We start from the raw sequence: 21,583 nt of genomic DNA on the forward strand, positions 1-21,583 counted from the left end.
GAATAATCTATCACATATAAAATCCTAAATCAAGAGTATTTTTAAAAGTTTTTTTATCAAAAAACGAGAAATAGCTAAAATATCGCGATACGAAAGGAAAAAGAGCGAGAAAAACATCCCGCTCTTTCTATCAAATATCTCTACTATATTCATGCTTGGGCTATCTTTTAACGACGCCTCTGAAGCTCCGTCAGTACTTCATCCAGTGGCAGCTTTTGCTCGCGTAACAAAACCATCAAGTGGAAGATCAGATCAGATGCCTCGTACCGCAGTTCCTCACGACTTCGATTTTTTGCTGCAATAATGACCTCGGCAGCCTCTTCCCCGACCTTTTTCAGGATTTTATCTACGCCTTTCTCGAACAAGTAGGTGGTGTAAGAGCCTTCCGGGCGCTCTGCCTCCCGCGCAGCAATTAGTTCCTCCAGCTCACTTAAGATGGCAAACCGATCTACTTGTACTGGCTCGTCATCTGTATCGGTGAGAACCTCCTGCGAGAAACAGCTATACGCTCCCGTATGACATGCGGGCCCATTCGGTTCGACCATCACAACCAGTGCATCTCCGTCGCAATCATACCGCATAGAGACGATCCGCTGTGTATGACCCGAGGTCTCGCCCTTGTGCCACAATTGTTGTCGGGAACGGCTCCAAAACCATGTTTCTTTGGTCGCCAATGACTTTTGTAACGATTCTTCATTCATATAGGCAAGCGTCAAGACCGTCTTGCTTCCGGCATCCTGCACGATGACAGGGATCAAACCCTTTTCGTCAAAACGCAATTTTTCCACGGCAAACGCTTCTGCTCCTGTCATGGTCGTACGACAACTCCTTTGGTTTGCAAATACTCTTTGACTGATTGAATCGACGTCTCGTCATAGTGAAAAATAGAAGCGGCGAGGGCGGCGTCTGCCTTTCCTTGCGTCAGCACATCGTAAAAATGCTCCCTCAAGCCCGCTCCACCAGAAGCAATGACCGGAATTCCAACCTCCTCTGATACCCGCTTGGTCAATTCGAGGCCAAAGCCTTTCTTTTCCCCATCGTCGTCCATGCTGGTCAAAAGAATTTCACCCGCTCCCAGCGCTTCTGCCTCCTGTGCCCAGCGGATGACGTCCGTACCCGTCGCATTCCGTCCACCGTGGGTATACACTTCCCAGCGATCTTCCCCGACACGTCTCGCATCGATCGCCACGACGATACATTGTGAGCCAAAGACTGTCGCTCCCTCGCGGATCAATTCCGGGCGCAAAACAGCCGCTGTATTCAACGAGATTTTATCCGCACCCGCACGCAAAATCCTTTTCATATCGTCGACACTATTAATGCCACCGCCAACCGTGAAAGGAATCGTAATGTTTGCGGCCGTTTTTTCGATGACATCCACCATTGTCTTGCGTCCTTCATGGGACGCAGAAATATCGAGAAAGATCAGCTCGTCTGCTCTCTCGTCGCTATACTTTTTTGCCAGTTCAACCGGGTCTCCTGCATCGCGAAGTCCGACGAACTGCACGCCTTTTACCACCCGTCCGTCTTTTACATCGAGACACGGGATGATTCGTTTAGCCAGCATAGGATTCACGCCCCTCCATACGCTGGAGCGCTTCTTCCAATGTAAAAGCGTCCGTGTAGAGTGCTTTGCCAACAATGGCGCCAGAGACTCCGTCCGAAGCATGGGTAGCCAGCGTCAACAAGTCGTCCAGTTGGCTGACACCTCCCGAAGCTATCACCGATTTTCCTGTAGCCATCGCCAAGGCTGCAATTTCTTCTACATTCGGTCCTGTCATCGTGCCATCACGGGCGATATCGGTATAAATAAACGTCTCCGCGCCATACGTAACCAACCGCTTGGCAAGCTCTGTCGCTTGCACATCTGTCGTGGTCAACCAACCTCTGGTAGCCACCAGTCCATTCCGGCAGTCCAGACCAATCGCAATCTTGTCTCCATCGTTTTGAAGAATTCGCTTCGTAAAAGGCTCGTCTTCGATAGCAGCAGTACCGACTATCACTCGGGCGACGCCCGCCTCCAAATAGTCCGCGATCTGCTCTTCTGTCCGAATGCCGCCCCCAACCTGCACGGGTACAGGGATCGAGCGCGCTATCTCCTTGATGATCGCTGCATTTACAGGCTTGCCTTCCTTTGCTCCGTCCAAATCTACGAGATGAACCCAGGACGCACCTTGCTCTACCCAGCGTTTCGCCATCGCGAGCGGTGAATCAGCGTACACTGTCTCTTGCCCGTAATCTCCTTGGAAAAGTCGAACACACTTGCCCCCGCGAATATCGATCGCCGGATAAACAATAAAGCTCATGTCAAAACCCCCTCGCATTGAACGGCAAAGTTGCGCAGCAGCAGCATTCCTGTCTCTCCGCTCTTTTCCGGATGAAACTGCATACCGTATACGTTGTCACGATTTACAATGGCTGTGACCTCCTGGTGATAGTCACTCGTCGCAAGCAAGACATCAGGCTCGCACAAGACATGATACGAGTGGACAAAATAGACGTAATCGCCATCCTGCACACCGTTTAGTAACGGTTGCTTTTGCTTGATCATCAGTTGGTTCCAGCCCATGTGCGGTACCTTGTAATCCCCGCGAAAACGAACAACCTCACCACCGAGCAACCCCAAGCCCGTATGCTCGCCATGCTCCGCACTTTGCTCAAATAAAAGCTGCATGCCGAGACAAATGCCCAAGATCGGACGACCTATTGCTGCGTATCCTTTGATTGCTTGCTCTAATCCAAGCTCACGTATATTGGCGATAGCATCTCCGAACGCCCCAACCCCCGGCAAAATCAACCCGCTATATTCTTGCAGACGCTCTGCTTGAGAGACGAATTCATACGAATAGCCCAATCTTTCCAGCGCCTTGCTCAAGCTGTACAGATTCCCCATGCCGTAATCGATGATACCGATCATGTTACAAAACCCCTTTTGTTGACGGGACCCCTTTTACACGCGGATCGATCGTCGTCGCTTCATCCAATGCACGGCCCAGCGCTTTGAAAATCGCCTCGATCATGTGGTGCGTATTGTGACCGTAGTGCAGGACCACATGAAGATTGATCCGCGCCTCCAGTGCGAGTTTCCATAAAAATTCGTGCACCAGCTCCGTCGGAAACTGACCAACCATATTCGTCGGGTACGTAGCCCGATATTCCAGATGAGGACGGTTACTGATATCAATGACGACCTGTGCGAGCGCGTCATCCATCGGGACAAACGCATTTCCATAGCGCTTGATGCCTCTTTTGTCTCCCAACGCTTCCCGCAGAGCTTGCCCAAGACAAATCCCGATATCCTCTACCGTGTGGTGATAATCGATTTCGATATCTCCCTTTGCCTTTACAGTCAGGTCGAAATGTCCATGTCGGGTAAACAGGTCTAGCATATGATCCAAAAATGGTACACCTGAGTTTTGCTTGCTCTCACCCGCACCGTCTACAGCAAAGGAAAGCGCGATCTGCGTCTCATTCGTATTGCGTTCGATCTGTGCTGCACGTTGTTTCCCTTCACTCATCTCTTTTCACTCTCCTGCTCTTCGGTCTCAAAATCTCGCAAACGCGCAAGGATCGCTCGACCGTGCCCAGACAATCCTTCCTGCTCTGCCAGCGCCACAATTTTATGTCCATTTTCCCGCAAATCTCGCTTGCTGTAGGAAACAACACTCGACTTCTTGATAAAATCATCGACGGATAATGGCGAGGAAAATCGCGCCGTTCCATTCGTAGGAATCACATGATTGGTACCAGCAAAATAATCGCCGACTGGCTCTGAACTGTATGGGCCGAGGAAAATCGCACCTGCATTTTCCACTTTTCCGAGATGCTCAAACGGCTCCGCCACCATGATTTCCAAATGCTCGGGTGCGATACGATTAATGACAGCAAAACCTTCTTCTAAATCGGCGACGAGTAAAATAGCCCCGTAGTCGCGTATTGCCGCTTCTGCAATCGATTTGCGTGGAAGATCGGCAAGCTGTCGCTCTACTTCCTGTGACACCTGCTCCGCCAACGTTTGCGATGTCGTAACCAATACAGCGGCTGACATCGGATCATGCTCGGCTTGAGACAGCAGGTCTGCCGCGACGTAACGCGGGTTGGCTGTCTCATCTGCGATCACCGCAATTTCGCTAGGCCCTGCCACCATGTCGATACTGACCAATCCGAATACTTCTCGCTTTGCCAGTGCTACGAAAATATTACCGGGGCCAACGATTTTATCGACTGACTTGATTTGTTCCGTCCCGTAGGTCAATGCTGCAATCGCCTGAGCCCCGCCTACCTTGTATATCTCAGTCACACCTGCAATTTGAGCTGCAACGAGTATCGCCGGATTGATTTTCCCATCCGCTCCTGGAGGTGTTGTAATGACGACTTCAGGAACACCTGCAATTTTGACAGGGATGGCATTCATCAATACGCTGGATGGATAAGCTGCCGTTCCGCCTGGAACATACAACCCTACGCGCTGCAATGGACGTATTAGTTGGCCCAGCAATGTGCCGCTTTCTTTGGTAGTAAACCAGGACTGGCGCACTTGTCGCTCATGGAACGTCCGAATGTTTTCGGCTGCTTCTTCCAATGCCGCTTTGACTTGTGAAGAAACGAGCTCACTTGCTTCTGCAAATTCTCCTTCGCTCACACGGAAGTTTTGTAGAAGCACACGATCAAATCGCTCTGTGTAATAGCGCAACGCCTCGTCACCTTGCTGGCGAACCGAGGTGAGGATTGCCTTCACCGCTTCTTGCTGTTCTCTCGTTCCAGCGTCTACCGATCGTTTCCCTTCATACTGGCTGGCTGACATGATACGCATAGCTGTCTCCCCTTCTTCTCTAGTTCCCGCGAGGAATGACCTCTAAAAACTTTCCGGCGATCTCATCCACCGCTTCACTTTTCATCCGATAGCTGGCTCGATTGGCAATGAGCCTCGTCGTAATTTCACAGATGCTCTCCAGTTCGACCAAGCCATTTTCCCGCAATGTCCTCCCTGTCGAAACAATATCCACTATACGGTCAGCCAGGCCAATCATCGGCGCAAGCTCCACTGAACCATTTAGCTTGATTACCTCAACCTGCTGTCCCTGCTCACGAAAATAACGTGACGCAATCTTCGGATATTTCGTCGCAACACGCAGGGCTTCCGTCGGTTTCCAATCTGGCAGACCCGCTACCATCATGCGACAATAGCCGATATGCAAATCCAACAGCTCGTAAACATCTCGTTCTTCTTCCAATAACACATCCTTGCCGACCACGCCAACGTCAGCCACCCCATACTCGACATAAGTAGGAACATCGGTAGGCTTCGCCATAATGAATTCGAGCTTGGCATTTTCCACAGGGATAATCAGTTTGCGCGAATCTTGTAGATCCGCAGTGACCTGCAAGCCAGCCTGCTGGAGAAAGTGAACGGCCTCTTCAAAAATCCGCCCTTTTGGCATGGCGATCGTCAGTTTTTGGTCGTTTTTCGTGAGTGCCATCTCCTACTCCTCCTGTTGTGTCATGCAAATGACCTTGGTAAATCCCGCTTCTTGTCCAACCTGTTTCTCATCTATCTTGGAGACGAGACGTGTCACTACTATGATCCCGTCTTTACGTAATAGCTGTGCCTCTGCCAAAGCGGTGCCTCGGCAATCCTCCGTGTAAACAAGCAAAACGCGCGCAGGTGCTTGCCTTTTTACGGAAGGAGTGACCTGAAGCAGCCGATCCATCTTGATCGCAAAGCCTGTAGCGGATGCAGCCCGCCCAAATTGGGAGAGCAATTGATCGTAGCGTCCTCCGCCCAATAGCGGGGAGCCCAAGTCAGCAGCGTATCCTTCAAAAACGACGCCTGTATAGTAGTTCAAATTAATGATCAGATTGAAATCGATCAACAAATCTTCTGTCACCCCATAGGCTTCTAACGACTCCCACAAGGATGCAATCGTCTCGACTGCCCTCCCTGCCTTTCCGTTGCCAGCCAGTTTGCGGGCGACCTCGATTTTCCCTTTTCCCCCTTGCAACCGTAACAAGGCTTCCAATCGGCTTTTTGCCTCTGTCGAAATGTCTACTGTCGCGAGTAGCTGCCGGAAGCCAACGAAGTCTCGCTCGTACAAAAACTGGCGAAATTGATTGCGAATAGGCTCATCCTCAATCTCTTCCTCCAAAAGACCGTCTACAAAATCGACATGTCCAATGGCAATCCGAAACGTTTCCACACCAGCTGCCCGCAAGCAAACCACCGCAAGCGCAATGGCTTCCGCATCCGCATCGACAGACGCATCTCCGATCAGCTCGATCCCGGTTTGAGAAAACTCCGCATTCCGTCCCGCTTCCTTTTCTTGTGCCCGAAACACATTTGCCTGATAATACAACCGAATCGGCAATGGTATATCTTTATAAAGGGAGGAAACAACCCGCGCAATTGGCGTCGTCATGTCCGGCCGCAGGACTACGGTGTGACCTTGTTTATCCAGGAGGCGAAACATCCGATCTGTCAGCGTCGCACTTGCGGCTCCTACCGTATCGAAGTATTCCAGAGAGGGTGTGGATATTTCGTCATAGCCCCATCTCTCGATACACTGCCGCAGTTCCCGCTCCAAGTGCCGTTGCTTCGCCAGTGATTCCGGCAGTATGTCCCGCATCCCGAGCGGCTTTTCAAATCCCAACGGCTTTGCCATCTTTGTTCCCTCCATCACATTCGCTTTACTATGCTAATATGGTAACAAACTAAAGTGTTATGAAGAAGATTACCACGTCGAGAATCTTAGGTCAACCAAGATAAGAATAGTCGGAAAATTTAACACAAAACAAAAAACCGCCAGGATAAGCCCCTGACGGCTGAACATAATGGAAGTGACACTACAAGACTTCTTCCTCTGAAGCTTTCATTCGAATGAGCTGCATGGGATTCCCACCTACAAAGGCACCAGGCGGGACATCTTTATGAACAACCGTTCCCGCTGCGACAATGGCCCCTTTTCCAATCGTTACCCCAGGCAAAATGGTAGTGTTGGCCCCCACCAGGACAGCATCCTCAATAATCACTTCTCCCAAACGGTATTCATCTATTAAATATTCATGGGCGAGTATGGTCGTATTGTAACCGATCACGCAATTACGACCGATCTTGATTTTCTCGGGAAACATGATATCCATCATCACCATCAACGCAACCGCACTATGCTGCCCTACTTCCATACGCAAAAATGTGCGAAACATCCAGTTCTTCCATGAAACAATCGGCGTATATCTAGAGAGTTGGATGACGATAAAATTTTTCATGACTTTCCAGAAGCTTACCGTTCGATACATGTGCCAAAGCGGGTTTACCCCATTTACGGGATAACGTGTGGTCTTCCTCATATGCGTCTCTTTCTCCTACAAGTCAGAATCGGCATCTTCTAAAATGGCATTCGACTGTTTCCGTGTGAAGTGCATCGCTGCGTTATAACCCATCCGTTTCAGACGGAAGTTCATCGCTGCAACCTCAATGATGACTGCCAAGTTTCGTCCTGGTCGAACAGGAACGGTAATAATCGGAATTTCCGTATCCATGATCTTCAATGTTTCCTCATCGAGCCCCAACCGCTCGTACATTTTATGTGGCTCCCACAACTCTAGCTGGACAACCATCTCGATGTTTTTCACATTGCGCACAGCACCTGCACCAAACATCGTCATAATGTTGATAATCCCCACACCGCGGATTTCCAAGAGATGCTGAATCAGCTCAGGAGCGCTACCGCTTAGCTGCCCCCCCTGTGTCTGCTTAATCTCCACTGCGTCATCTGCTACGAGTCGGTGCCCGCGCTTTACAAGCTCAAGTGCAGCTTCACTCTTCCCGATTCCGCTCGATCCCATAATCAAAACACCGACGCCGTAAATGTCTGTGAGTACCCCATGAATCGTCGTCGTTGGTGCAAGACGATTCTCCAGGAAGTTGGTTACTTTCCCGACCAACGTCGTAGTTGCCAGAGGGGACTGAAGTACAGGTACCCCCAACCGATTGGAAACGTCAATCATCTCTTCAGGCACCATCTGATTACGGGTCACACAGAAGCAAGGAACCTGACTTTGCATGAGAAAATTCATCCGTTCCAGCCGTTCCTCTGGAGTCAGCGTTTGAAAAAAGTTGATTTCCGTCAAACCGAACAATTGAATCCGCTCTTCCGCAAAGTACGAATAGTAACCGGCTAACTGCAGTCCCGGACGACTCAAATCCGTTACGGTAATCTCACGACCCAAGCCCTCTTCCCCGCTCAAAATCGTCATATTGAAATGATCCACTAAATGGCTCACATTCGTCTTACGCATGAAGCTTCCCCCTCACATGGGATTTTCCGTCCCTATGGTTGTGTCTCTATTGTAACGAAACCTTTGTGCTTACGACAACCTCATAAGACCGAGCATCCTGATTAGCCAAAAACCCCGCTACTCGTTTGAGAGAATACGGGGCTTTTTCAAACATACTACCTCTTTTCTTTTCTCGTCCCTACCACAACTTCAATGAGGTAGCCAAAAATACTCATCAGTGCTGCTGCCACGATGACCGTGCCAATGTTATCAGGCCATGGTCCCACTTCAAATCCATCAATAAAGTAGGCAGTCAATGCAAACGTCACGGCATTAATGACAAACCAGAACAAACCGATCGTCAATACTTGCAAGGGAAAAGTAAAAAACAGCAGAATCGGCCGAATCACTGTGTTGACCATCCCCAGAATCAATATAGCCCATAGTGCTACTGTGAAATTCGCGACATAAATGGAATGGAACCAATTGCTGATCAAAAGCAGCGCGGCCCCATTTAAAAGCATTTTGATTATCCAGCGGCTCATGGTGTATTCCCCCTATACAGTCTGGCCTTCGCGCAACAATTAGCGAATCCCTTTTACTTCCCATTCCCATTGTTCAAAAAACGTTGTCATGAATCGATGTCTGTCTTCGGCGACTTTCTGCGCAGTCTTGGTGAAAAGCATGTCTTTGATGCGCTGCAGCTTCCACGTGTATTCCTTATAAGGCGTATGCTGATTGGGGTCATCCGATTGTATGGGTTGCCTAATAACCCCAGTATAAGCAAAAACCCGCGCTACTCCAATAGCCCCAATCGAATCCAGCTTGTCGGCATCAAACAAGACCTTTTCTTCTAGGGTATGTGGAGGTCGTTCTTTGCGAAAACGATGGGCAAGAATCGCAGACTGCACACGTGAGATGAAGGCTTCCGTCATACTGCGTTCGGCGAGCCATTCCCCTGCTAGTCTTGCGCTGATTTCGGCATGGCACTCTCCTGTTTGCCGTTCTTCTGCTCTCCCGATGTCATGCAGCAAAGCAGCGAGGCGCAGCACTTCCATATCTGCCCCTTCCTCGTTGCCAATCCGCTCACACATTGCCATCACACGCAAATTATGCTGCCAATCGTGTGCAGGATCTTGTCCATCAAAGCGCTTCTGTGCTTCTGCCACCAGCTCGGCAGGTAGTGCGGCAATAGAATCCTTCACGTAATCCATCTTTTCTCCCCCTTTGCGTTCACCTAGAAAAGATGCCCCCCTGAATCAGGGAGGCAGTCTCTCGATTACTTTGAAACGAATTGCTCTAGCTTGGCATTCGTCCGTTCTTTATCGCGTTCCAAAATTGGCTTCAAATAGATACCCGTGTAGGAGCCCTCCATTTTTGCCACTTCCTCTGGTGTACCCGTTCCGACAATTTCTCCGCCACGGGTACCACCCTCTGGTCCCAAATCCACGATGTAATCCACCGTTTTGATGACATCCAGATTGTGCTCGATGACCAGCACCGTGTCTCCGTTTTCCACCAATCGCTGCAGTACTTTCAGCAAACGATCGATATCGTCTGTATGCAGACCGGTTGTCGGCTCATCCAAAATGTACAGAGTACGTCCTGTGCTGCGTCGATACAGCTCAGAGGCTAGCTTCACGCGTTGTGCTTCCCCGCCAGAGAGGGTGGTAGCAGGCTGCCCAAGCTTCATATATCCTAATCCTACGTCTACGATGGTCTGCAGCTTGCGCTCAATCTTCGGCAGATTGCGGAAAAACTCTACACCATCCTCGATCGTCATTTCCAAAACATCAGCAATGCTCTTGCCTTTGTACTTCACATCGAGCGTCTCGCGGTTGTAGCGCTTGCCATGGCAAACTTCGCAAGGCACATACACATCCGGCAAAAAGTGCATCTCAATTTTAATGATCCCGTCACCACTGCACGCTTCACAACGGCCACCCTTGACGTTAAAGCTAAAGCGACCTTTTTTATAGCCGCGCACTTTGGCTTCGTTGGTAGAAGCAAACAAGTCGCGAATATCGTCAAAGACACCTGTATATGTCGCCGGATTGGAACGTGGTGTACGTCCAATTGGAGATTGGTCGATGTCGATCACCTTGTCCAGATGCTCCAGTCCCAGGATGCGCCGATGCTCACCTGGCTTCACCTTTGCCCTATTCAAATCGCGAGCCAGTGTCTTTTGCAAGATTTCATTGATCAGCGTACTTTTTCCTGAGCCAGATACACCTGTTACGGCAACAAAAACGCCAAGAGGAAGCTTCGCAGTGACGTTTTTCAGGTTGTTTTCCTTCGCGCCCTCAATCTTGATCCATTTGTCCGAAGGCTTGCGACGCTCCATAGGAACAGGGATGAATTTGCGCCCACTCAAATAGGCACCCGTCAAGGAATTAGGGTCCTTCATGACTTCATCCGGAGTTCCTGCCGCTACGATTTGACCGCCATGTATGCCAGCGCCCGGGCCAATATCGATAATGTAATCGCAGGCCATCATCGTATCTTCGTCATGCTCGACGACGATCAATGTATTCCCCAGCTTGGTCATATGCTCCAACGTCTTGATCAGACGCGCGTTATCCCGCTGATGCAATCCAATACTCGGCTCATCCAAAATGTAGAGAACGCCCATCAGACTAGAACCGATCTGCGTAGCCAGTCGAATCCGCTGCGCTTCTCCCCCGGACAGTGTTCCCGCCGCACGGCTCAGCGTCAAGTAATCCAGTCCGACATCAATCAAGAAGTTCAGTCTTGCCTTGATTTCTTTTACGATCAGGTTCGCAATCTTTGTTTCCCGCTCTGTCAGTTCCAGGCCATCGACAAACTGATGTGCATCGAGAATCGACAGCGTAGTCAGCTCGGAAATGCTACGCTCCCCGATCTTAACCGCCAAGCTCTCCTGACGCAAACGTTGGCCTTTGCAGACAGGACACGCCTTTTGGCTCATAAATCCTTCAATTTGCTCGCGGATGTAATCCGAGCTGGTCTCCAGATGACGTCGTTGCAGATTGATGACGACACCCTCGAACGGAACGACTGCCTCGCGTACTTGCCCGAATTCGTTCTCATAGCGGAAGTGAATTTTTTCGCCTTCACTACCGTACATCAAGATTTGTCGGTGCGCTGCCGTAAGCTCCTCATATGGCACATCCATTCGAATGTTAAAGTGGCGGCAAGCTGATTCCAACAATTGTTGATAGTACGTCGAAGTCTTCGGCTCCCATGCGCCAATCGCCCCGTCATCGAGCGTCTTCGTCGCATCCGGAACGACCATATCCGGGTCGACCTCCAGTTTGACACCTAATCCGTCGCACTCTGAGCAAGCACCAAATGGGCTGTTAAAGGAGAAAATCCGCGGCTCCAGGTCTCCAATGGAGAATCCGCATACCGGACAAGCATGCTTTTCACTGAACAGCAGCTCTTCTTGCTCCATCACATCGACGATGACCTTGCCATCTGCTAAACGAAGTGCCGTTTCCAAGGAATCTGCGAGACGCGCCTGTACATCCGGCTTCACGACGATCCGGTCAACGACAACCTCAATGTTATGCTTCTTGTTCTTTTCCAGCTTGATGTCTTCGGACAAATCGGTAATTTCACCATTGACCCGCACGCGGACAAAGCCTTGCTTGCGGATGTCCTCCAGCAGCTTGACATGCTCTCCCTTGCGTCCTTGCACCATAGGAGCTAGAATCTGCATTTTCGTGCGCTCAGGATACTCCAATAGTCGATCGACCATTTGTTCAATAGTCTGGGATTGGATCTCGATGCCATGCTCCGGGCAAACCGCTCTACCGACACGCGCATACAAAAGGCGCAAATAGTCGTAGATTTCCGTAACCGTTCCTACTGTAGAGCGAGGGTTGCGGCTGGTCGTTTTCTGGTCAATCGAGATTGCAGGGGAAAGTCCCTCAATCGAATCCACGTCCGGCTTGTCCATTTGCCCGAGAAATTGGCGGGCGTATGCAGACAAAGACTCGACATAGCGTCGTTGTCCCTCTGCGTAAATTGTGTCAAAAGCAAGCGAAGACTTACCCGAGCCGGACAAACCCGTCAGAACGACGAATTTGTCCCTCGGAATGACTACATCAACATTTTTCAAATTGTGGGCACGTGCACCCTTTACGACAATATGTTCTAATGGCATGAAAAAAAACCTCTCCTTAGAGTTCCGCCTTCAGCTCAAGAATCAAATCACGCAATTCGGCCGCACGCTCGAACATGAGGTTGCGTGCCGCTTCTTTCATTTCTTCTTCCATACGTTCTATGACAGCCACGCGATCCTTCTTCGGCATTTTTTTGAAGTCTGCATGTGGTAAGTAATCCGCTTTTTCCTCCGCTACCTTGGTAGCCTCGATTACTTCGCGGACGGACTTTTTCACTGTTTGCGGCGTGATGCCGTGCTCCTCATTGTATGCCATCTGAATGGATCGACGACGTTCTGTCTCTCGAATCGCAGAGGCCATCGAATCTGTCATTTTGTCCGCGTACATGATAACGCGTCCCTCAGCGTTCCGCGCAGCCCGACCGATTGTCTGAATCAACGAGCGCTCATTGCGAAGGAAGCCTTCCTTGTCTGCATCCAAAATCGCCACGAGTGATACTTCCGGCAAGTCCAGACCTTCCCGCAAGAGGTTGATCCCGACCAGTACATCAAACTCACCTAAACGCAATGAGCGTAAAATCTGCATCCGCTCAATCGTTTTAATATCCGAGTGAAGATAGCGGACCTTGATTCCGATTTCTTTCAGATAGTCCGTCAAATCCTCAGACATTTTCTTCGTCAGAGTCGTGACGAGAACTCGCTCATTTTTCGCAATCGTGGCTTGAATTTCGCCAATCAAATCATCAATCTGTCCTTTGATCGGACGTACCGTAACCGTTGGATCAATCAAGCCTGTCGGACGAATCACCTGCTGCACCATTTCCGGACTGTGCTCCAGCTCATAAAGACCAGGTGTAGCCGAAATGTAGATCGCTTGTTTTAGCTTTGCTTCAAACTCCTCGAACTTGAGTGGGCGGTTATCGCGTGCAGAGGGCAGACGGAATCCATGTTCGACCAGTACATCCTTCCGTGCGCGGTCACCGTTATACATCCCTCGCACCTGTGGCAAGGTCATATGCGACTCATCCATCATGACGATAAAATCTTCTGGGAAGTAATCCAGCAAGGTATACGGAGCATGCCCGGCAGGCAGTCCCGTCAGATGGCGCGAGTAGTTTTCGATTCCGGAGCAAAAGCCCATCTCCATCATCATCTCAATATCGTACCGTGTGCGTTGCTCCAGTCGCTGTGCTTCTAGGAGCTTGCCCGCATCACGGAATTCTTTCAGTCTTTCTTCCAGCTCGGCCTCAATGCTTTGGACAGCCAGCTTCATTTTCTCCTCGCGTGTCACATAGTGAGATTTAGGGAAGATGGCAATGTGATCACGCTGTCCCAAAATTTCGCCGGTCAGCACGTCAATCGAAGTAATCCGCTCAATTTCATCTCCAAAAAACTCAACGCGAATCGCCTGCTCACTCTCTGAGGCAGGGAAAATCTCCACGACGTCACCCCGCACACGGAACGTACCGCGCGTGAAGTTGATGTCGTTGCGTGTGTACTGGATATCGACCAGACGATGCAATATCTCGTCCCGTCCTGTTTCCATACCAACACGCAAAGACAAGAGCAGCTCCCGATACTCCTCGGGCGAACCCAATCCGTAAATGCAGGAGACGGAGGCAACGATGATCACATCTCGGCGTTCAAACAGCGCACTGGTAGCCGAGTGACGGAGCTTGTCGATCTCCTCATTGATGCTCGAGTCTTTTTCAATAAACGTATCCGATTGGGGAATGTATGCTTCGGGTTGATAGTAATCGTAGTAGCTGACGAAGTATTCCACCGCGTTGTTCGGGAAAAACTCCTTAAACTCTGCACAAAGCTGAGCGGCCAGAGTTTTGTTGTGTGCCATCACGAGTGTTGGCCTGTTCACCTGAGCAATTACCTGGGCAGCCGTATAAGTCTTTCCCGTTCCCGTCGCACCCAGCAATGTCTGGTGTCGCTTACCAGCCTGTAACCCTGCCACCAGCTCGGCAATGGCGGTTGGCTGGTCACCGGACGGTTGAAACTCCGATACCAATTCAAAACGCTCCATTCCCTCGTTCATCTCCTCATAGCATGACTGTTTCTACTTCCATTATAACACAATTCCGGCTAGTTTAAGCCCAAAATTCGAACAAACGTTTGTCTTCATCTTTCCACCGATTTTTCCGATATAAGATGAAGGAAGTACAAACATACGCAGATAGACTCGCCACCTTCAGGGAGGATTGACATGTCAGATAACGGAACAACCGTCAAAAATAACCCTTATATACAACCGCATATGAGCTATAAAGGCAAAAAGGAATTCAGCACGGAGCTCGACCAAAATGCCTTTATGAAGCTCATGCTGGAGCAGTTAAAGCATCAGGATCCTATGTCCCCCATGGACAACTCTCAGTTCATCCAGCAAACAAGTATGCTGACCATGGTAGAAAAAATCACAAAAATGACCACGCTGATGGAACAATCGAACAACAGCATGGTCACTTTGGATAAGTATGAAAAGCTGGTAGGTCGTACTGCTTCGTATTCCCTCACTACAAAAGACGAGATGACGGGAGAAACTAAGACGGAGAAGAAAGAAGGCGTACTTGATGCCGTCTACATGGATCAAGGCAAAATCTACTTCCGTATCGCAGGCGAATCGACACCGATTCCGCTGGCAGACGTCTCCGGATTGGAATCGCAAGGTCTGGCTGGCAATACGCTCGACAACAGCGTGAAGTACATGGAAATGATCGGTCGTGAGATTTCCTATAAAGTAACAAAGGAAGTCGACCGGGACGGCAATCCAGATACCAAAAACGACATTTCCAAGGTTGATGAAATCTTGAATGGCGTCATCACTGGCTTTACCACCAAAAACGGTACCGCACAATTCCAACTGGATAATGGATCAACCGTAAAAGCCGAAGAAATCGTTGGCATGACGGTGAAACCTGAAAACAGAACAATGGGCAACTCCCTTGCCTATGCGCAAATGATCGGCTACAACATCACGTACAACCAGTCTCAGACAAACCCGGATGGCACTACTACCAATACTCCTCTTTCCGGAGTGGTCAAAGCTGTCAGCATGAAAAACGGAGTCGTTGAATTCGTCCTCAAGGATGATAAGAAAGTCGCTCTCAATCAAATCACAGGATTCGAAGCAACTGCCTAGAATCCTATCCAAAAAGCCGCACATCTTCGAAATCGGAGAAGGCGGCTTTTTCTTTTCAAGTTCCTATTCGTTTACGATCACTTTTCCGGTTATCGCATCCACATAAAATGTATCATCTACTTTAGATTCTCCCCCGCAGAAGCAATGCGAGCGAGTTTGGCGAAACGAAAGGTCATAGCCGAGCTTCCAGGCAATCGTGTTTTTCTTATAATCTGGCTGGTGGATATAGGTCAGCTCAAGTGGATAGGTTTGCAGTAATCGGGTCATGGCCACTTGTTCTTTAAGGGCTTGAGAACGGGCCGGGTATTTGACACTGGCCGGTTTGTTTATGCTCACCTGATCCCATGTACCCGTCCATGAATCGATCCGAATCGTATACATCCCGTTCTCCACACTCTGATTGACCCCATAAACTGGAATGCCGTTCACAAGGGGATCAGCTATGATCGAGGTGTACCTTTCATCTCCATCCTCCGTTATTTGGATCTGATTGTTTCCAGACGGAGTCAGTCTTTTTAAAAGCTTATCCGCTTCCATCCGATCCCGCTTTTTATCCGTTTTCACATTAGACCATTGTGGATTGTTCACCTCTGTGGAAAATGCAAGCAGTTCACCAGTCTTTGCATCCGTCACGAGGAGATGATGCTGCTCACCGTTAGTGCTTCCCTCAGGAAAGGTAGCCATTCGAGATATCTTGTCAGCATCGGAAACCCCCTCACCAAAATTCCCCCATATGAAATAGCGAAGGGCTGGACCATTATCGTAACTCGCCTCGTAGATGGACAGCGGCAGCTTTTCTGTTTCCAGTCTAAACAATATGCGTAACAAATCACGCGCTTGTGCCTCTGTTTGCGCTACCCACTTCTCACCTGTTCCAGTCACATTGATGTTCTGAGCCGGGTTGATTGTCGATCGGGAATTCGTTGTTACCAAACGTTTGCCACTGAAGGCATCCAATGCACTACCTGTATGTTGTTGCGTTATGATTCCATTTTTCAGGACATAAGCGAGCTTTGCTTCTACCTGTTCGCTTTGATTATGAATGGGCAATAAATAAACAAGCTCTAATGGTCGGCTTTCTTGCCACTTTCGTACAGCTTGTTCGGAGGAGATGACACGCTGCGGAGATGGGAGGGAAGAGGGACTTACTTTTTCGTATAGCCTGCCATCAAACGTGGAAAACCAAACGATTCTTCCCGATGCATCAAAACTGACGAGACAATCATAATCGTCATCGAGCACCACATTATTCAGGACTCGCACCAGCCGAACCGTCAATAAATCCTTATTTTTATAAACCTCTCTCGCTTGATAGGTGTTTCCTGTGCCAGTCCCCTGCAATCCAGCGACAAAAGCCAGCGCACGTGCTTTGGCTTGCTGCTCAGTCGGGTAGGCAGGCTTTGTTGCTGCTTTCGGGGTAAGATTCAGTCGGAGCAACTCCCCTGTCTGTCCGTCAAAAATCGCATCATCCATGGACGATTCAGCCTCAGCAGCAGACTGTGCAAACGTGACCACTACCCCGCTAACGCCAGGTCCATCTACATCGCCACCGTAAACGACAAAGCGCGAAGACAGCTCCGGCAAAAGCTTGACTAGCTTTTGGACACCTTTCGTCACATGCATCGGTACAGCTACAACCGATTGGGCCTGTGCTACGGTCATAGTTGTGGTTGCGCCTGCTCCTGATAAGGGTGCGGCAAAAACCGTGGCAGCAGCTAATGTACCCGACAAAAACCACGAGACCGTTCTTTTTACCTTCAACACCGAACCCACTCCCTCTTTTTTCCTCCTACATTGAGACGCAACAGCTACCAGTAAGTTTCCCATTGGACAAGCTTATCTCGAAAAAAAGAAGGTATGCACGTTTGCCTGCATACCTTCTCCCAACTATCCTTATGCTCCTACATTCAACTTCTCCAGCTTTTGCTTGATCAGCTCGACTACACTGGCGCGTTTCAAATCAACAAATGCACGGGTATTGGCATCTGGAACCACAATGATCCCCAGTTGGTGATGATTGCCCGCATAGACCGCACACTGTACGAACTTCAGCTCACCTTCATGCGTGAGTACTTCCATTTTACAAAAGGCAGGATTGGCTTGTAGTGCTGGATATAAATCTTCTTTTTCCCGCACCGAAATGCCATTTACTTTCACGATAATCTCACCGGGCGTAATGCCGATTTCCTCTGCTCTCGTTCCCGGAATGACACCCATTACTTTTACGCCGCGCGAAGACTGGATGAAATAAGGCGTACGCTTTCTTTCTTGATACTGACTCCAGAAAAACAGCGCCTCATGACCGAATAGTGCAAAGATCGCGGTCAGCATGATCAACGGATAAAACCATACAGTCAGAGCACACAATCCCAACAAAATGAGCGCATACAGCGTCAAATTTTTTGCAACCTGCGTTGCTTTTCTATACGGAGTCATCGTTTGCGTCATATCAGAGAATCCCGTCACTGTGGGCAGAAGCATTAGTCCGAATGAAGCAGCCTCGGGCGAAAAGAACGGCCACCCCGGATACAACGCACCACTGATAGCACCTGGCTCCATCTGTACGAACAGCACGGCTGGGGTCAGCCAAAAAGAATGAAGCAAATAGGCACCGACAATCCGACCACGCTGCCCTTCCACGAACAGTGGAGAAGCGTCCCGCCCGCCATTCCAGCGTACGAGCATCGCTTCAATTAGATGCATGATCGCAACTAACGCAAGCAATGGCAATGGTTTCGCCTGACGAATCATTTCCCAGATATAGCTTAATCCTGGAACATCCGTAACCGGTGGAATAACCAGTGTGATCGCGTGTAAAATCGCCAAAATCCCGGCAGCATATGCGAAACAGAGAAATCGTAAACGAATCAGCGCCAAGATGAGCGCCAATCCCCATAGTATCCACAAATCCTGTGCTTGCACGACCACGCCGAGTCCTGCACTAAGAAGAGAAATCAGCAAGCCTCCCACCAAGCCCATCCCTACAGCCCGTATCGTTGAGAGCAAGGGGGACTGAATGCGTGCAGAAAAAAGCTGTCTTTCCAGATTCATCTGTCTGCGATAATGCAAATAAATAAAAACCAGAAAGAGATAGAAGACAGGATTGATAAAAAATGCGGCAAAGCCATATGCAATGGTAAGCATATCTGCCTGTATCGCCAATTGCCTCACCTCAACTAAAGGAAAGAAAAACCACGGCATTTGATTTGCCGTGGTTATCATTTCTACGGGTAGCAGGGAATTACCTGCTTCCATTTTCTTGATTATTCATTACTTGCCCGTGACTACATCCAGAGCTTTTTGCAATTGTAGATCATTCTCTGGCTTCGTCATCGTTTTACGGAGACTTTCTTCCAGCGAAGAGCGTGTCTTCGCATCTACTTTGCCAGTTACCTCAAGCTTGCTGGAGGTTTGGAACTGCTTGATTGCTTCCTCTGTCTTTTCATCAAAATAGCCATCTTCTCGTCCTGGAGACAGATTCAAGCCTTTCAGGATGAGCTGCAGGTTTTTCACGTCAGTACCAGCCATGTCGCGCTGCAATACTTTATCTGCCGGCAGCAGAGTTGCGTTGAAATAATCAGGTTGCTTGACTTCAAAGTCTGGCTTAATACCTTTTTTATGGACCCAATCCCCACTCGGTGTGATCCACTTGGCAATCGTCAGCTTTAATTGGCTCTTGTCGTTCATTTCCATGGTACTCTGAACGGTTCCTTTACCAAAGGTCTTCTCACCGACCAGCTTGTAGTTGCCGCTATCTCGCAGAGCACCCGCGAGAATCTCCGATGCACTGGCGCTTCCGCCATTAATCAGTACTGAGATTGGATAAGGCTTGGCAGCTTCTGTAGTCGAGAAATACTCTTCTTTTTGCTGTCCGCCATTTCCATACTCGATTTGTACGATCTTGCCTTTTTTCGGTACGAGGACTTCACCGATTTCTTTCACAGCCAGCAAATACCCGCCCGGATTGCCTCGAACGTCAATTACCAGACCGCCAATCCCCTTCTGCTCAAGAGCAGCCAGCTGTTCTTTGAAGTGCTTAGCTGTGTCTGTAGAGAATTGGGTAAGGTTGATTACCCCTACTTTAACACCGTTCTTCTCGATAATCTGACTGTTTACCGTCTCAATCGGAATATCGTCACGTACACACACAATGGTGAGAGGCTCTGGTACTCCGGCTCTCACTACTTTGAGAACCGCCTTCGTTCCTTTTGGACCACGAATCTTCGTCACTGCCTGATGCAGGTCCAATCCTTCAAGGGATTCATCATTTACGCTCAAAATTTGGTCGTTTGGACGTAGCCCCGCACGCTCCGCTGGGGAGTTTTTGAATGGGGAAACAACCGTTACTCGACCATTTTGCATCGTTACCTCTGTACCAATCCCTTGGAAAGTCGAGTGTAGGGTAGATGTGAACTCCTCAGCAGAGCGAGGGTCCATGTAATCACTATACGGATCTTCAAGCGACCCGACCATTCCGCCAATTGCACCCTCTACTAACTGCTCAGTGGTGACATTTTGGATGTAATCTTTCTTGATTGCTGAAAACGCCTCGTACAGCTTCTGGAACTCTTTCGGATAATCTCCGCTTCCAGAAAACAGCGCCATGCTGGATGCTGTTAAAGCCCCACCTTGACTCGAACTGGCGCTAGCCGATGTCTTCATGATCGCCATCGTAACAAAACTACTGGCTACCATGGAGATGAGTACAAGCGCGATTACGGTACGTCCTTTCCATCTCACTGTTACGTCACCATCCTTTGTGCTACCGGAAAAAGATATGCTGCTAGTGTATGCATGTTCCGTTCACAATATTTGTCTGGTCGCACGAGGGTCTACTTCAAGTACGGCATTGGGTTAACTGCTACGTCATTTTTATAGACGGTAAAGTGTACGTGATTTCCGGTTGAGCGACCTGTTGATCCTACCTCTGCGATCTTTTGACCTCTCGATACGGATTGCCCAACAGAAACCTTGATACCTCCCTCGCGAATATGACCGTACAGAGTGGTATATTCTGCGTTATGCTTGATCATTACTGTATTCCCGAAGCCGCCGTTATATCCTGCAAAGAGAACAATTCCGTCAGCCGCAGCCAAAATTGGGGTTCCCTTCCGTGCTGCCATATCTACACCATTATGCCCAGCTGAACGGCCTGTAAACGGGTCTGACCGCACTCCGAAGCCTGAAGTGAAGCGGAATTGCCCACTTGCCACAGGCAAACCAAACTTTCCACCCTTGTAGCCTGTACTGGATGCGCTCAGTGCACGTACTCGCTCCGAATATTTGGCTGCTTCTTGTTTGGTGATAGCCAAAAGCTCCTGCCCATACTGCTCCAAATCCACTTCAAGAGCAGATTCTTTTTTATCTAGTTCAGCCTTGACCACTAAACTTTGCTTGTACTGCTTGTCCAATTCGACTTTGAGCTCCTCAGCCTCATCGAACATCCCAGCGTACACAGTCAGTTGATGATCAATTTCTTTCTTTTTGGTCTCGATGGTTTCCTTATCGCGAATGTTATCCTCTAAAATACGCGTGTCCTGCTCCAAAATAAGCTGCAAGGCCTGCATACGCGTCAAAAAGTCCCCAAAGTCAGAGGAACCGAGAAGGACATCCAAATAGGAGATCGTACCGCGTTCGTACATGGAAGTCACACGTGTTCTGAGCAAGGCATCCCTTTTCGCCACGCGATCCTTTGCCTCATCCAGCTTATCCTGCGCGTTTGCTGCTTTTTCCTTGGTATCATCCATTTGCTGCTCAAGCTTGTCCAGCTTTTTCTGTGTATCGTTGCGACGCAAATCGATTTGCATCAATTGCGTTTCCAAGCCCTTTTTCTCTTTTTGCACGACATTGATCTGTTCTTCTGTCTTCTTCATTTGCTGCTGCTGGCTTTTCTTCTTCTTTTGGATTTCTTTTAGCTCTCGATTAATCTTGTCCAAAGAAGCCTTACTAGGCGCTGCCAAGCTCACATTTGTCGGGAGCACAGTACCGACTACAAGCCCAGTGATTACGAGTGCTAGCAGGATTCTCTTTCTCATGATACTCCTCCCACGCTCTTC

At 49.3% G+C, this 21,583-nt stretch carries 19 protein-coding genes; 1 reads left to right on the plus strand and 18 read right to left on the minus strand.

The window, feature by feature from the left end:
• Positions 1-167: 167 nt before the first annotated feature.
• From hisIE to uvrB, 14 genes are all read right to left on the minus strand, one after another.
• Positions 168-812 (minus strand): bifunctional phosphoribosyl-AMP cyclohydrolase/phosphoribosyl-ATP diphosphatase HisIE, encoded by a 645-nt coding sequence (gene hisIE, locus HP401_RS15085; RefSeq protein WP_173605578.1) that lies wholly within the window; start codon positions 810-812, stop codon positions 168-170.
• The gene (gene hisF / locus HP401_RS15090) at positions 809-1,567 is read right to left on the minus strand and encodes an imidazole glycerol phosphate synthase subunit HisF (RefSeq protein WP_173605579.1); all 759 of its coding nucleotides are present in this window, start codon (positions 1,565-1,567) and stop codon (positions 809-811) included. Before hisF ends, hisIE begins: the two co-directional genes overlap by 4 nt.
• Positions 1,557-2,306 (minus strand): 1-(5-phosphoribosyl)-5-[(5-phosphoribosylamino)methylideneamino]imidazole-4-carboxamide isomerase, encoded by a 750-nt coding sequence (gene hisA / locus HP401_RS15095; RefSeq protein ID WP_173605580.1) that lies wholly within the window; start codon positions 2,304-2,306, stop codon positions 1,557-1,559. Before hisA ends, hisF begins: the two co-directional genes overlap by 11 nt.
• Positions 2,303-2,917 (minus strand): imidazole glycerol phosphate synthase subunit HisH, encoded by a 615-nt coding sequence (hisH, locus tag HP401_RS15100; RefSeq protein WP_173605581.1) that lies wholly within the window; start codon positions 2,915-2,917, stop codon positions 2,303-2,305. Before hisH ends, hisA begins: the two co-directional genes overlap by 4 nt.
• Before the next feature lies 1 nt (position 2,918).
• Complete coding sequence (gene hisB, locus HP401_RS15105) at positions 2,919-3,518, minus strand: imidazoleglycerol-phosphate dehydratase HisB (protein ID WP_173605582.1); 600 nt, start codon at positions 3,516-3,518, stop codon at positions 2,919-2,921.
• Entirely contained in the window at positions 3,515-4,813 is a 1,299-nt protein-coding gene (gene hisD / locus HP401_RS15110; protein WP_173605583.1) for a histidinol dehydrogenase, read from the minus strand. Before hisD ends, hisB begins: the two co-directional genes overlap by 4 nt.
• Before the next feature lie 19 nt (positions 4,814-4,832).
• Positions 4,833-5,480 (minus strand): ATP phosphoribosyltransferase, encoded by a 648-nt coding sequence (gene hisG, locus HP401_RS15115; RefSeq protein ID WP_007718296.1) that lies wholly within the window; start codon positions 5,478-5,480, stop codon positions 4,833-4,835.
• A gap of 3 nt (positions 5,481-5,483) precedes the next feature.
• A complete protein-coding gene (locus HP401_RS15120) occupies positions 5,484-6,659 on the minus strand; it encodes an ATP phosphoribosyltransferase regulatory subunit (protein ID WP_173605584.1) in 1,176 nt (391 codons plus the stop codon).
• A 181-nt stretch (positions 6,660-6,840) separates the two neighbouring features.
• Entirely contained in the window at positions 6,841-7,344 is a 504-nt protein-coding gene (locus HP401_RS15125) for an acyltransferase (RefSeq protein WP_015893499.1), read from the minus strand.
• Positions 7,345-7,359: 15 nt separating this feature from the next.
• Positions 7,360-8,295 carry an HPr(Ser) kinase/phosphatase gene (hprK, locus tag HP401_RS15130; RefSeq protein ID WP_015893500.1) on the minus strand — a complete coding sequence of 312 codons (936 nt, stop codon included), beginning with the start codon at positions 8,293-8,295 and terminating at the stop codon, positions 7,360-7,362.
• A 155-nt stretch (positions 8,296-8,450) separates the two neighbouring features.
• Positions 8,451-8,819: a phage holin family protein gene (locus tag HP401_RS15135; RefSeq protein ID WP_064200491.1), complete on the minus strand. Its 369-nt coding sequence runs from the start codon at positions 8,817-8,819 to the stop codon at positions 8,451-8,453.
• A 39-nt stretch (positions 8,820-8,858) separates the two neighbouring features.
• Positions 8,859-9,488 (minus strand): HD domain-containing protein, encoded by a 630-nt coding sequence (locus HP401_RS15140; RefSeq protein WP_173605585.1) that lies wholly within the window; start codon positions 9,486-9,488, stop codon positions 8,859-8,861.
• A gap of 65 nt (positions 9,489-9,553) precedes the next feature.
• Positions 9,554-12,421, minus strand: a complete 2,868-nt coding sequence (gene uvrA, locus HP401_RS15145) for an excinuclease ABC subunit UvrA (protein ID WP_173605586.1) — start codon at positions 12,419-12,421, stop codon at positions 9,554-9,556.
• A gap of 16 nt (positions 12,422-12,437) precedes the next feature.
• Positions 12,438-14,414, minus strand: a complete 1,977-nt coding sequence (uvrB, locus tag HP401_RS15150) for an excinuclease ABC subunit UvrB (RefSeq protein ID WP_173605587.1) — start codon at positions 14,412-14,414, stop codon at positions 12,438-12,440.
• Positions 14,415-14,594: 180 nt separating this feature from the next.
• Between uvrB and HP401_RS15155 the strand changes: the two genes are divergently transcribed.
• Positions 14,595-15,527 carry a flagellar hook assembly protein FlgD gene (locus HP401_RS15155; RefSeq protein WP_173605588.1) on the plus strand — a complete coding sequence of 311 codons (933 nt, stop codon included), beginning with the start codon at positions 14,595-14,597 and terminating at the stop codon, positions 15,525-15,527.
• Between the two features lie 63 nt (positions 15,528-15,590).
• Here HP401_RS15155 and HP401_RS15160 read toward each other — a convergent pair whose 3' ends face one another.
• The 4 genes from HP401_RS15160 to HP401_RS15175 form a co-directional block, all read right to left on the minus strand.
• Positions 15,591-17,291 (minus strand): hypothetical protein, encoded by a 1,701-nt coding sequence (locus HP401_RS15160; protein WP_309145129.1) that lies wholly within the window; start codon positions 17,289-17,291, stop codon positions 15,591-15,593.
• 129 nt (positions 17,292-17,420) lie between these two features.
• Entirely contained in the window at positions 17,421-18,782 is a 1,362-nt protein-coding gene (locus tag HP401_RS15165) for a PDZ domain-containing protein (RefSeq protein ID WP_041749678.1), read from the minus strand.
• Positions 18,783-18,797: 15 nt separating this feature from the next.
• Positions 18,798-20,267 (minus strand): S41 family peptidase, encoded by a 1,470-nt coding sequence (locus HP401_RS15170; RefSeq protein ID WP_173605590.1) that lies wholly within the window; start codon positions 20,265-20,267, stop codon positions 18,798-18,800.
• Positions 20,268-20,359: 92 nt separating this feature from the next.
• A complete protein-coding gene (locus HP401_RS15175) occupies positions 20,360-21,562 on the minus strand; it encodes a murein hydrolase activator EnvC family protein (RefSeq protein WP_173605591.1) in 1,203 nt (400 codons plus the stop codon).
• Positions 21,563-21,583: the final 21 nt, after the last annotated feature.

The sequence above is a fragment of the Brevibacillus sp. HB2.2 genome (assembly GCF_013284275.1).
Lineage (GTDB): Bacteria > Bacillota > Bacilli > Brevibacillales > Brevibacillaceae > Brevibacillus > Brevibacillus brevis_D.